The sequence below is a fragment of the Mariniradius saccharolyticus AK6 genome (assembly GCF_000330725.2).
Classification (GTDB): domain Bacteria; phylum Bacteroidota; class Bacteroidia; order Cytophagales; family Cyclobacteriaceae; genus Mariniradius; species Mariniradius saccharolyticus.
In genome coordinates, this window is record NZ_AMZY02000003.1 from 1 (window position 1) to 13167 (window position 13167).

12 protein-coding genes are annotated in these 13167 nt (G+C 45.0%); 7 read left to right on the forward strand and 5 right to left on the reverse strand.

Annotation, left to right across the window (positions count from 1 at the left end; translation table 11 throughout):
- Positions 1-177 precede the first annotated feature (177 nt).
- Positions 178-1038, reverse strand: a complete 861-nt coding sequence (locus C943_RS01275; protein ID WP_008623523.1) for an endonuclease/exonuclease/phosphatase family protein — start codon at positions 1036-1038, stop codon at positions 178-180.
- A 93-nt stretch (positions 1039-1131) separates the two neighbouring features.
- Between C943_RS01275 and C943_RS01280 the strand changes: the two genes are divergently transcribed.
- Complete coding sequence (locus C943_RS01280) at positions 1132-2025, forward strand: flavin reductase family protein (RefSeq protein ID WP_008623524.1); 894 nt, start codon at positions 1132-1134, stop codon at positions 2023-2025.
- Here C943_RS01280 and pta read toward each other — a convergent pair whose 3' ends face one another.
- The 4 genes from pta to mltG form a co-directional block, all read right to left on the reverse strand.
- Positions 2026-4122, reverse strand: a complete 2097-nt coding sequence (gene pta, locus C943_RS01285; protein WP_008623525.1) for a phosphate acetyltransferase — start codon at positions 4120-4122, stop codon at positions 2026-2028.
- A gap of 82 nt (positions 4123-4204) precedes the next feature.
- Complete coding sequence (locus C943_RS01290; protein WP_008623526.1) at positions 4205-5155, reverse strand: YihY/virulence factor BrkB family protein; 951 nt, start codon at positions 5153-5155, stop codon at positions 4205-4207.
- Between the two features lie 13 nt (positions 5156-5168).
- Positions 5169-5576: an acyl-CoA thioesterase gene (locus C943_RS01295; protein WP_008623527.1), complete on the reverse strand. Its 408-nt coding sequence runs from the start codon at positions 5574-5576 to the stop codon at positions 5169-5171.
- 1 nt (position 5577) lies between these two features.
- A complete protein-coding gene (gene mltG, locus C943_RS01300) occupies positions 5578-6621 on the reverse strand; it encodes an endolytic transglycosylase MltG (protein WP_008623528.1) in 1044 nt (347 codons plus the stop codon).
- Between the two features lie 76 nt (positions 6622-6697).
- Here mltG and C943_RS01305 point away from each other — a divergent pair, with 76 nt between their 5' ends.
- The 6 genes from C943_RS01305 (at position 6698) to C943_RS01330 (ending at position 13155) form a co-directional block, all read left to right on the forward strand.
- The gene (locus C943_RS01305) at positions 6698-7111 is read left to right on the forward strand and encodes a (deoxy)nucleoside triphosphate pyrophosphohydrolase (protein WP_040478588.1); all 414 of its coding nucleotides are present in this window, start codon (positions 6698-6700) and stop codon (positions 7109-7111) included.
- A 25-nt stretch (positions 7112-7136) separates the two neighbouring features.
- The gene (locus tag C943_RS01310; RefSeq protein ID WP_040478591.1) at positions 7137-7766 is read left to right on the forward strand and encodes an L-threonylcarbamoyladenylate synthase; all 630 of its coding nucleotides are present in this window, start codon (positions 7137-7139) and stop codon (positions 7764-7766) included.
- Positions 7767-7794: 28 nt separating this feature from the next.
- Positions 7795-8436, forward strand: coding sequence for a WbqC family protein (locus tag C943_RS01315; protein ID WP_008623533.1), 642 nt, complete (start codon positions 7795-7797; stop codon positions 8434-8436).
- A gap of 66 nt (positions 8437-8502) precedes the next feature.
- On the forward strand, positions 8503-11034 hold the full coding sequence (locus tag C943_RS01320) for an ATP-dependent Clp protease ATP-binding subunit (protein WP_008623534.1): 2532 nt from the start codon (positions 8503-8505) through the stop codon (positions 11032-11034).
- A gap of 53 nt (positions 11035-11087) precedes the next feature.
- Positions 11088-12086 carry a hypothetical protein gene (locus tag C943_RS01325; protein WP_157198387.1) on the forward strand — a complete coding sequence of 333 codons (999 nt, stop codon included), beginning with the start codon at positions 11088-11090 and terminating at the stop codon, positions 12084-12086.
- A gap of 163 nt (positions 12087-12249) precedes the next feature.
- Positions 12250-13155 carry a hypothetical protein gene (locus tag C943_RS01330; protein ID WP_008623538.1) on the forward strand — a complete coding sequence of 302 codons (906 nt, stop codon included), beginning with the start codon at positions 12250-12252 and terminating at the stop codon, positions 13153-13155.
- Positions 13156-13167: the final 12 nt, after the last annotated feature.

The window sequence follows — 13167 nt, forward strand, 5'->3', positions numbered from 1 at the left end:
AGCAATCTCTGCTGGCTTTTTGCTTTTTATATGGGTGAAGTTTTTTTGGATTGGACTCTACATCAAAAATCATGAAGCTTTCCGATTTCTCCGAGATTAGAATTCGTTTTGCGATGAAGACAAAGACCAATTTGCAAAAAATGATGGCCTCTTGTGATATTGAGTTTTAGACTTCTTTCACTTCCAGCTTAGCTCGGTGAAAATGGGGAAATGGTCAGAAGGGTATTTTTTTCCATAATTGTCGGTAAGGATGCCATGCCGGTGGACAATTATATTTGGACTCACAAAAATATGATCAATGATTCCCTCTGGGATTTTTTCCCAATTGAAACCGTTGAAAGTGCCTTGATTTCCAATCGAGGGGATATTCGAAATTAGCCTACTATCTTTTAAATTGGAATTTTGAATTACCGTTTCATAAGCAGGGTTATCCGGCGTCACATTGAAATCGCCCATCAAGATTACAGGAAGATTATCGGTGTTAATCTCTTTAATTCTTTGAATTACCAACTTGCTGCTCTCTTCTCTTGCTTTTTGACCAATATGATCGTAGTGGATATTAAAAACAAAAAAGGTTTTCCTCTTCCTAGTTTTGAATTTTCCCCATGTACAGACTCTGTTTAATGCCGCATCCCATCCCTTTGAGGGCGCATCGGGAGTTTCGGAAAGCCAAAACGTTCCCTGGTCAAGCAAGCTGAGTATTTCTGGATTATAAAAAACGGCGGAGAATTCTCCTTCCTTTCCACCTTTATCCCTGCCTACACCGATATATTCGAATCCGATCGCAGTTTTGATGTCTTCTAGCTGGTGATACAATCCTTCCTGCGTCCCGAGAAGCTCGATTTCGTGGAATCGGAGTAAATTGAACAGATGTGGGGATCGGTCTTTCCAAAGATTGCCGGTATCGTTTGGGTTATCAAAGCGAATGTTGTATGTGGCGATTTTGAGATTTTGTCCAAATGACTCTGATGTACCTACAGCCATAATCACAAAAATGAATATCAAAATAGCCAGCTCGCTCGATGAATAACTTTTCATTTCAATTATTGTTTTTGATTGTAATTTAGCCAATTCAGGCAGTGTTACAGCACCACCGGTCAAAAGATTTAGTTCCTCAAGAATTTCCAGAATATGTTGACAATAGACCCAAAAGATGTTTCAATAGCAGAGTTCCACAGTTATTTGCTGGGCACCGTGGCTCCCCGTCCAATCGCCTTTGCAAGTACAATTGACAGTAATGGCAACGTAAATCTGAGCCCATTTAGTTTTTTCAACGTCTTTGGCACAAATCCCCCGGTTTTGGTCTTTTCTCCTGCCCGAAGGGTGAGAGACAATACAGCAAAGCACAGTTTGGATAATGTGCTTGAAATACCTGAAGTGGTCATCAATATGGTGAATTATTCGATGGTGGAGCAGATGTCTCTTGCGAGTACGGAATATGAAAAGGGCGTCAATGAATTTGTCAAGTCGGGTTTCAGGGAGGAAAAATCGAGACTGGTAAGGCCGCCAAGGGTAAAAGAATCACCTGTTTCTTTCGAATGTAGAGTGCTTCAGGTCCTTCCGGTGGGTGCCGGGGGAGGTTCTGCCAATCTTGTGATTTGTGAGGTGCTTTTGATGCATTTTTCAGAATCCATCCTGAACGAAAAGGGTCAGGTTGATCCATTTAGACTGGATGCAGTCGCCAGAATGGGCGGGGACTGGTACTGTAGGGCCAATGGGCAAGCATTGTTTGAAATCCCAAAACCAATCAGAAATCGAGGGATTGGTGTAGATCAAATCCCAGAAATCATTCGAAACAGCCCGGTTTTGACAGGTAACAACCTCGGTAGGCTTGGGAATGCAGAAGCATTGCCTGCAGAAGCCGAAATTTTGGAATTTTCACAAAGCCCCGAAATCGTGGAGATGAAAGCAAGGTTTAAGAATGATCCCGAAAGCTTTTACTTTCACCTTCACCAATTCGCAAAGGAGGTTCTGGAGGCTGGCGACGTACATCAGGCTTGGCTGATATTACTCCAACGACACTGACTATTCTTGGGCCTGAATCGCCGTGATGACGACAGTATTGAAAATATCATCGACAGTACAACCACGGCTCAGGTCATTCACCGGCTTATTTAATCCTTGTAGCATCGGACCTATTGCAATTGCTCCTGTTTCTCTTTGAACAGCTTTGTAGGTGTTGTTTCCTGTGTTGAGATCGGGGAAAATCAACACAGAAGCTTGGCCAGCAACCTCTGAATCTGGCATTTTTTGTTTTCCAGTGAGTGGGTCCACAGCGGCATCATATTGGATGGGCCCTTCGACTTTGATGTCTTTACGATTTTGCCGCACAAGTTCCGTGGCAGTGCGGACTTTTTCAACGTCTTCGCCGGTACCAGAAGCGCCTGATGAATAAGAAAGCATTGCAACCCGGGGTTCAATTCCAAACTTTGTAGCTGTATCAGCCGAGGAAATAGCGATCTCTGCGAGTTCTTCTGCAGTTGGATTGATGTTGATTGCGCAATCTCCAAATACCGTCACACGGTCGGGCAAACACATGAAAAATATGGATGAAACCAGCGATATACCCGGTTTGGTCTTGATGAACTGCAGAGCTGGCCGGATCGTATGCGCCGTTGTATGCATTGCACCGGATACCATACCATCCGCATGTCCCTTGTGGACCATCATCGTGCCGAAATAGGATACGTCGGTCATCAAGTCCCGAGCGACTTCAAGTGGCATATTTTTTCCTTTTCTTAGTTCAAATAAGGTTTGGGCATAATCCTCAAAAAAGATCGAATCATGAGGATCAATGATTTGACAATTATCTTGGGTGAGTTGGAGACCCAAGCGGTTGATTGTGCCCGTGATGTCATTTAAGTTGCCCAAAAGCGTGACATTAACAATTCCTTGTCTGACAAGTCTGTCGGCTGCCTTTAGGATTCTTTCATCTATGCCTTCGGGAAGTACAATGTGTTTTTTCTTGTTTCTTGCCCAAGAAACAAGCTGATACTGAAACATCCTTGGGGTGATTCCTGACGAATTGAATTTGACCAGTTCTTTTTCCAAACGATCTACATCGATATATTTCCGGAATGTGTCCGTTGCAATGTGAATTTTTTCGATGCTTTCGGGTGTAATCCTTGAATGGATGGAAGCTACTTTGGTTGCAGCGTAGAATGAGGGTTCTTCTACCCGTAATATCGGGACCCTTATATCCGCACCTTTGATAAGTTTGATTACAGAATCTGCGATTTCAAATCCGCCCGTGAGTACTATACCCGCTATCTTGGGATAGTTTTTGGATTGGTTGGCTTGAAGGGATGCCATTATAATATCTGCTCGGTCACCAGGAGTTACGATCAGTACGTTGGCACGTATATGGTTCAAAAAGTTTGAAATCTGCATCGCTCCAAAGATGAAGTGGTCCACCGGATTGGCTAGATAGTCGCCGCCAAACAAGACATCCGCACCCAAATGGTCTTTGATTTCCTTCATTGAGGGGCTTTTCAATTCTTTGATGGTAGGTATTACCGTGCAGATGATGTCCTTTTTCACCTGCGTACTAACGACGGCCCTAACCTCATCCAATTGACTTGTCTCCACCTTGTTGATTACGACGGCGATCACTTTTACCTTTCGGCTTTTGAAGCTATTGATCGTGACATTCGCCGCGGTGGCAATTTGGGAAGCGGTCTTGCCTTCTCCTGATAAGACAATCATGACGGGCGTGCCCAAATTCTTGGCAATCATGACGTTGCCGTCAAATTCAAACGCAGTACCCTCACCCAAAAAATCACTCCCTTCTATCACAGTGAAATCATACTTCTCTTCAAGACTTTTGTATTTGCTGATGATGGTGTCAATAATTTCTCCTTGGAGTCCATTTTCAACCAACTGATTGGCGGCCTCTTTTGTGAATGCGTAGGTGTTGTTGTATTGGATTGGAAGCTTAAAATGCTTTATCAGCGTCTCAATGTGTGCGTCCTTTTTGACATCGGGTGCGTGGTTTACAATCGGCTTGAAGTATCCGATGTTGTGGGATTTGGCGAGTAGCATATCCACAAGACCAAGGGCGATGATTGATTTTCCGCTAAAGGGCTGCGTCGTGGCAATAAAAATGCTTTTATTGGTTTCCATGAGAGTAATTTTTTACAAATTTAGATAATGGGAAAAACTCCAAACCTGATGAATATACCGAATTATTATGACAAAAATCAGGTCAATCGACTTGGTTTACTCTCTTTTTCGGCAAATGGATTTCAGCAGCTTTGTCTAGGCTTACATTTATCTCAAAACTAACCAAGACTATTAGGGATGTGATAAACAGCCACAACATGACGGCGATCATGGCTCCAATAGATCCGTAAAGTTTGTTGTAGGTCGCGAAATTATTCAGGTAAAAAGAGAATAAGTAGAACCCGAACGTGATTAGAACGCCTGCGGTAATCGAACCCGCAGAAAAAAACCGCCATTTGTCATGCACGGCTGGAGCAAAGCGAAAAATAAAGGCTACCGTTATCATGAATACAGACAACAATACGAGGAACCTAAAAACCGTCAGCATGAATATATAGAGTCCTCCCGATACGATCTCCCATTCCGAAATCCGATAGAGTATGCTGCTCCCCAGGATCATCACCACTACAGCCCCGCAGATTGCGAGGACAAGCATCATCACAATGCTGACAGCAATAAGTCGAGTGACGAGAAAAGTCCGGTTTTCCTTTGTCCGGTATACCGCATTGAATGCGTTCATCATTGACACCACTCCATTGGTGGCGAGGAAAAGTGCCAGGAAGAAACCCAATGACAATAAGCTTTGTCGCGGTTTGCTGACAATGTCCATGATGGTTGTTTCCGCTTCCTGATAAATGGACTTCGGAATATACTCCGCTACAAACATCAGGATATTTTGGGTGGTCACATCGGGGAAAAAAAGCCCGATATAGGGTATCATGTTCAACAGAAAGAGGAGCAGCGGAAAGAGGGCGATTGTAAAACTAAAAGCCATCGCACCGGCTCGTTCGGTGATTTCATCTTTGCGCATTTGCCCCATAAAGATCCTGCCCACATCGTAAAGATTGATCCGAGGGTCACGCAGGTGAAATTTCCTGAGCAATTTGGCTTGCCGCGTAAATTGGATAGAAAACAGACGGATTCTTCTTTTCACTCAAAAATGTCCCTCACGGAAAATATGGTTGTAATAAATCTAGCAAATATTGGGGAGGTCTGCAGGGTCTATGGGAGTCTTTTTTCAGGAAGGTCAATGTCGTCCAACCTTTGGTGATGGTTTCGTCTTTTTCGTTAACTACCTCATAGTCAAATCTTATCCTGATACCGGGCATCTCGGGAATCGTCGTCCTAATGGTGAGCAGTTCATCATATTTTCCCGGTCTCACAAATTGGGTATGCAACTCCAGGACGGGCATGATGACCCCATCGTCTTCCATTTGCTTGTAGGAAAATCCCGCCGCGCGCAGTGATTCCACCCTCGCGACTTCAAAATACATGGCGTAATTGCCATAATAGACATAGCCCATTTGATCTGTTTCGGCGTATCTGACCCGTATTTGTGTCTCCGAGGTAAACATCTTAGAAGATTTTGGCTTGGTTCAATGCGGCCTGATACCTTCTGGCATTCCGCATATGCTCATCGTAGTTGCTTGCAAACGCATGGTATCCGGAAAAATCATCTTTCGCGCAGAAGTAAAGATATTGGTGACTCTCGGCATTCAATACCGCGTCCAATGCAGAGATTTCCGGTAGGTTAATTGGACCTGGAGGCAAGCCAATGTTTTTGTAGGTATTGTAAGGACTATCTATCTCCTTGTGGACATTGAGCACGCGCTTCAGTCCAAAATCACCCACCGCAAACACCAAAGTCGGGTCCGCCTGCAAGGGCATTCTTATCCTTAAACGATTGAGGTACACTCCCGCTACCTTGGGTCTTTCATCCGCTTTTTGGGTTTCGGCCTGCACGATTGAAGCAAGCGTTGACACTTCCAATGGACTAAGTCCAAGTTGCTCGGCTTTCTTTTTCCTCGGTTCCGTCCAAAATTTGGTGTATTCCTGATGCATTCGGTCAAAGAGGCCTTCTGCACTGGTGTTCCACCACACCTCGTATGTGTTGGGGATAAACATTGCCATGATCGTCTCTTCCTCGAACCCAAATTTCCTGATATAAACCGAGTCCGTCAGTAGCTCCAAGAATTGTTCTTCAGAAATTTCAAGATTGCTGGTAATTTTTTCTGCGAGGTCGGATTTTGTGCGCACATTGTTGAATGTCAGCCGTACTGGAGTTTGCCTTCCCGACCGTAAAAGGCGTATCAGGTTCAGGTTGCTGGTCTTTGGTGGGATCGTATACAATCCAGGCTTGACGGCTTCTTGGTAATTAAGGACTTTTGCTACAAAGCTGAAAGTCACCACATCGTTGATTACTCCATTTTCCAACAGTGAATCAGAAACCATCCGGAAAGTACTGTTGCTGTGGATCTTCAGGACATAATTTTCTTCCTTGTCAGTCAGGGCATTTGGGCTAAAAAAAGCTTGGTAGAAATAGAACGTGAAGGAAACCAACAAGACAGAAATCGTAATGACGGCGACTAGGTAAATTTTCAGTTTTTTGTCTTGGAGCATTTTTTCCTGAGGAATTTTGAAGCGTTAACGGCAAAAATAGAGATTTTTGTTCAAGGGAAATGCATCTTTGTACTCCATGGGAGAAACTATCAAAGTGTGCTGCGCGATTTTGGTGGACAATGACAAGATACTCTGCGCACAACGAAGTGCCACAATGTCTCTGCCTCACAAGTGGGAATTTCCTGGCGGCAAAATTGAACCGGGAGAAAAACCGGAGCATGCCCTGAAGCGAGAATTAAGCGAAGAATTAGGTATCGAAATTGAGGTTTTGCAGGGATTCAGGAGTAATTTTCACAGGTATTCAGAGGGAAAACAGATTGAACTCATCCCTTTTCTGGCAAGAATTGTAGACGGAAATCCCGATCCCGTGGAACACCAAGCAGTAATTTGGTTGGGAGTGAATGAACTGGTTGGATTGGATTGGGCGGACGCGGATGTTCCAATTGTTGATGAGTTTATTAAATGGTACAGACATAGACGAGTTGATTGATTTTGTCCATCTAAAAATTGAAAAAATGGCTGCCGAATTTATCAAGTTATACCCGGAAAATCCTGACATGAGAAAGGTCAGCAGGATTGTGGACATTTTGAGAGATGGTGGCATTATCATCTATCCAACAGACACGGTGTATGGGATGGGCTGTGACATCCACAACCAGCGCGCGATCGAGCGGATTGCAAGGATCAAGGGAATAAAGCCTAAGCACCACAATTTTTCCTTTATCTGCTACGACCTCAGCAATATTTCCGAGTACACAAGGGCACTAAGCACGCCTGTCTTCAAGATCATGAAAAAGGCACTTCCCGGGCCTTACACCTTCATTTTGGAGGCTAACAACAACGTGCCCAAAATCCTCAACAGCAACAAAAAGACTGTAGGTATTCGCGTTCCCGACCACGCTATCCCACGTTTGTTGGTCAAGGAATTGGGTTCTCCCATTTTGACCACTTCCATCAGGGATGATGATGATGTGATCGAATACAGTACTGACCCGGAACTGATTTTTGAGAAATTCCGGGATCTTGTGGATGTGGTCATAGATGGTGGTTATGGAAACAATGTCGCCTCTACGATCTTGGATTGTACAGGAGATGATATTGAAGTCGTGCGGGAAGGTCTTGGTCCAGTTGACGAAATACTTTGATATCCTATCATTCAAAATTGATTTAAAAATGAACCGTGCGGCCCTTTCTGAATTGATGTACCTGCCGCCGATTGAGTTCTTTGTGGCTGTATCGGGTTTTGAGCGTCTTGCTTTCGATCCGAGTGCACCCTATCAAAAGCAAACCTATCGAAATCGTGCTCGGATTCTGCTCGCAAACAAAGTCGATACGCTTACTGTCCCGATCCATTCTGGCCGAAAGAAGATGCCCTACAAGGATATGAGGATCGACTATTCCCAAAAATGGAAAAACGTTCATTTGCGGGGAATTCAGAGTGGCTATGGGAAGGCACCGTTTTTTGAGTTTTACTTTCCGTATTTTGAGGCTGTGTTTGATAAGGACCTGACGTTTTTGTGGGATATGAATTGGGAACTACTGACAGTTTGTCTGAAACTGCTAGGCCTTAATATTTCCCTCCAGGAAATGGAAAACCTCGAAGCGGTAGCGCATATTGACGGTTTGGGTGGGATTTGCGATCCGAAGGCCGATTTTTCGGCTCGTTTGTTCATGACAGAGGTACCCTACAGCCAGATGTTTGGCAGGGACTTTGAGCCCAACCTAAGCGTGCTGGATTTGTTGTTTTGCAAAGGTCCTGAGTCAAAAGTGGTTCTGAATCTCTCAAAAAAAATAAATGAACAATCAGTCTTTTGATTGTGTTTTTAAAACAAATTCGGTAACATTATTACTGAAATAGAAGAAAAACTAGAAAGGAATTGCATGGAAGCAAAATTTTCAAACAGGGTCAAAGAGGTGATCTCCCTAAGCCGAGAGGAAGCTCTCAGGTTGGGGCATGATTACATTGGTACAGAGCACCTCTTGCTGGGCATGATCCGTGAGGGGGAAGGCGTCGCTGTTTCCATCTTGAAGAAATTGGGAGTGCCGCTCGATGAGCTGCGCAACTCAATAGAAAGAGCCGTGAAAGGTACGGCTACGCACAATGTCAAAAATCTCGCAAACATTCCGCTTACCAGGCAATCAGAAAAAGTCCTCAAAATCACCTATTTGGAGGCCAAAATATTCAAGAGCCAACTGATCGGAACCGAGCATTTGTTGCTTTCGATTCTGCGTGACGAAGACAATATCGCTACTCAGATTTTGCACAAGTTTGACACGACTTATGATGCTGTGAAGGAAATGCTTGAGTTCCAAACCGACTCTGCGCCCAAGGCAAAGGCAGAGGCTGACGATCCGGATGAAGATGGGTCCAAGTTGTTTGGTTCCTCCTCGGGAAGTTCTTCCAGTTCTGCAAAGAGTGGTACAAGCGAAAAATCCAGAACGCCGGTATTGGACAATTTTGGTCGTGATCTAACGAAAATGGCCGAGGAAGATAAACTCGATCCTATCATTGGTCGCGAAAAGGAAATCGAAAGGGTTGCACAGATCCTTTCCAGAAGAAAGAAAAACAACCCGATACTTATTGGAGAGCCTGGAGTTGGAAAGACGGCGATTGCCGAAGGTTTGGCCTTGAGGATTGTCCAGAAAAAAGTGTCCCGCGTATTGTTCAACAAGCGCGTAGTGACCTTGGATTTGGCCTCGTTGGTAGCCGGTACCAAATACAGGGGGCAATTTGAGGAGCGGATGAAAGCCGTCATGAACGAGCTTGAGAAGTCTCCCAATGTGATCCTGTTTATTGACGAATTGCATACGATCGTGGGTGCAGGTGGCGCAAGTGGTTCTCTGGACGCTTCCAATATGTTCAAACCCGCTTTGGCAAGGGGCGAAATCCAATGCATCGGAGCGACCACGCTGGACGAATACAGACAGTACATCGAAAAGGACGGCGCGCTGGCCAGGAGGTTCCAGATGGTCATGGTAGATGCCACATCACCGGAGGAAACCATCCAGATTCTCAACAACATCAAGGATAAATATGAAGATCACCACAATGTGATCTATACGCCTGAAGCGATTGAGGCCTGCGTGAAGCTGTCCGATCGATACATTTCCGATCGATTCCTTCCCGACAAGGCCATCGATATCTTGGATGAGGCCGGGGCCAGGGTGCATATCAACAATATCCATGTCCCGGAAGAAATCCTCAAGCTAGAAGAGGATGTAGAGAAGATCAAGATCGAGAAAAACAGGGTTGTCAAAAGCCAAAAATACGAAGAGGCTGCCCAGTTGCGGGATAAGGAAAAGAAACTGCTGGAGCAACTCGAAAACGCGAAAGCCAAATGGGAGGAGGAAAGCAGAACAAAGCGTTACATGGTCGAGGAAGACAACGTTGCTGAGGTGATCGCCATGATGACTGGCATTCCTGCAAAGCGTATTGCCCAAAATGAGGGAATCAAACTCCTCAATATGAACGAGGAACTCCAGTCCAAAGTGATTGGACAGGAAGAGGCCATCAAGAAATTGACCAAGGCAATCCAAAGGACCAGGGTGGGGTTGAAGGATCCTAAAAAACCGATCGGTTCATTCATATTCCTAGGCCCAACCGGTGTCGGTAAGACTGAATTGGCCAAAACCCTTGCGACATACCTTTTTGACAAAGAGGATTCGCTCGTTCGAATCGATATGTCTGAATACATGGAGAAATTCAGCGTTTCCAGATTGGTAGGAGCGCCTCCCGGATATGTGGGATATGAGGAAGGCGGTCAATTGACTGAGAAAGTTAGAAGAAAGCCTTATTCCGTCGTTCTTTTGGACGAAATAGAAAAAGCCCACCCGGATGTGTTCAACATTCTATTGCAGGTATTGGACGATGGGATTCTCACAGACGGATTGGGAAGAAGAGTGGATTTCAGGAACACGATCATCATCATGACTTCCAATATTGGTGTCAGAGATTTGAAGGACTTTGGTGCGGGAATCGGGTTTGCCTCCAAGTCCAAGCAAACCAGCATGGACGATGTGATGAAATCCACGATTCAAAGCGCGCTGAAAAAGGCGTTTAGCCCAGAATTCTTGAACAGATTGGATGATGTCGTTGTGTTCAATTCCCTAGACAAAGAACATATCCATAAGATCATCGAAATCAGCCTCAAGAAGTTGTTTTCCAGAATTACAGACATGGGATACTCCATCCAGCTCACCGACAAAGCGAAGGATTTCCTCGCCGAGAAGGGTTACGACCAGCAATATGGCGCGAGACCATTGAACCGTGCAATCCAAAAATATTTGGAAGATGCGCTTGCCGAGGAGATTTTGAAAGGGGAATTGTCAGAGGGCGACGTGATTTTGGCGGATTACCTTGGAGAGGGAGATCAGTTGACAATCACAGTTGACAAAAAGGAAAAGGCGGGCTAGTGGCCCAAATCTTGAAATTGAAAGCGGCAGCGATGCCGCTTTTTTATTGATACATGATGAAGCATCGAGGCAAAATCAATCTTTCGAAATTCAGTCAGTTCCTATTCGCTTGGTCCTTTGGATTGGTGCTGCTTTTTAATATCAGCACCGCTTCTTGCCAAAATAAGTCGGAGACCGAAATGCCCGACCCAACGAGCGTTATTCCCTTTAAATCGGAATACAAAGTTCAGGATTTGAGTATCTCGACTGCTTATGTCGAAATCCCTAAAAGTCTTGGCACGGTGGATTTGGACGAGGTTTCAGGAATGTCCTTTAGTATTACCAATCCCGGATTCATTTGGGTTCACCAGGATTCTGGGGATGGTGCGACTATTTACCTGCTGGATGCTTCCAATTCCGAGACCGTCGCATCTTACACTCTGGCTGGGTTTTCCAATCGGGATTGGGAAGACATGGAAATCGGTCCAGGTCCAATTGCCGGAAAAAGCTATATCTATATTGCCGAGACTGGTGACAATGAGCAGAAATATGGCGATTATGCTATCCTAAGGTTTGAAGAGCCGAAATTTGCCGAACAGCAGCGGGGCAAAAACATATCTATTTCCAAGGGTATCGACAAGATTGACTTCAAATACCCAGCAAAAAATCATGACGTTGAATGTTTGCTGATAGATCCGCTCACGAAAAATATCTATCTGGTGACCAAGCGGGATTTCCTCGCCAAGGTGTATGAAATACCCTTTCCACAAAAGTCTTCTGGACAAAACACACCAGTGGACGTCGGGACTTTTCCCTTTACGTTCATTACGGCGGGATCGGTTTCAAAGGATGGATTGCAGGTTGCGATAAAGACCTATGACCGAATATTTTACTGGACGCGACAGCCCAACCAGTCGTTTGTGGATATGTTGGCGGGTACCCCGGGACTCCTTCCATACCAGCGCGAGCCACAGGGCGAAGCGTTTTGTTTTCATCCTGATGGAGGATATTTCACCCTGAGTGAAAAAGCTAACGATAAGGTTCCCGATTTATATTTCTACTTAAAAAAATAGCTCGGCCGGATTTTTCCAAAGCTCGTTCTTCGAGGAACTAAATGCATATCTTTTCGTCTTGTGTTTTATGAAACAAGAGTTAGCTCAAGACATTAACAAAACTTAACTTTGCGCGGCTTAATTAATCCCGATTTTTGCCTCGCTATCGGAACAATCCCACTTGATGGATCATTTACTTAAAGTTTTACTTATTCTGGTGTTTTTTCCTGCTTGGATTGCATTGAACGTCCCTTATCCTGATGTTTTTTTTCTCGATAAGCGGGAGTTTGACCAAACTGTCTTTGGGAATCAGGTGGCGGTCGGCCCTTTGGAAAACAAAAAGCTAAAGGAGGCGAGCGGTATGGCGTTTTCGCTTCGGTACGATGGCGTCATTTATGGGCACAACGACAGCGGAAGCAGTCCACGCCTGTATATCTTCGACACGTTGGGAAATGACCTCGGCACAATTCGGCTAAAGGACGTGTATAATAGGGATTGGGAGGATATTGCAGTGGGCCCTGGTCCGGATCCACAGCGCAGCTACATTTATGTGGGCGAGATTGGGGACAACCGTGGGCAATGGAAATCCATCAGAATCCTTAGAATCGCCGAACCGGATTCCCTCGGTGGAGAGCAGCGAATAGAACCTGAAGTCTTGAAGCTCAAATATCCCGACGGGGCAAGGGATGCAGAGACGCTCATGCTTGACCCTGTTTCAAGGACATTCTACATTCTAACAAAAAGGGACAGCCTCAGCACCCTTTACCAAGTTGGGATTGACGCTTTCGAACAAAAGGAAGCCATGCTCGAAAAAGTCATGGAGCTTCCCTTTACCATGGCGACTGGTGGGGATATTTCTGTCGACGGAAGTGAAATTCTAATTAGGAACTATTTCAGTGTGTATTATTGGAAAAGAATGGAGGGAGAAAGCATTCCCGACGTTCTTTCTAGGCCGCCTTTGCTTTTGCCCTACAGACCCGAACCCCAAGGAGAAGCCATCGCTTTTCACCCCAATGGCAAAAGTTACTTAACGCTTAGCGAGAAAAGATTTAGGATTAGGCCTATTCTGTATCGCTATGACAGGAAGTAGATTGCCTCCAAT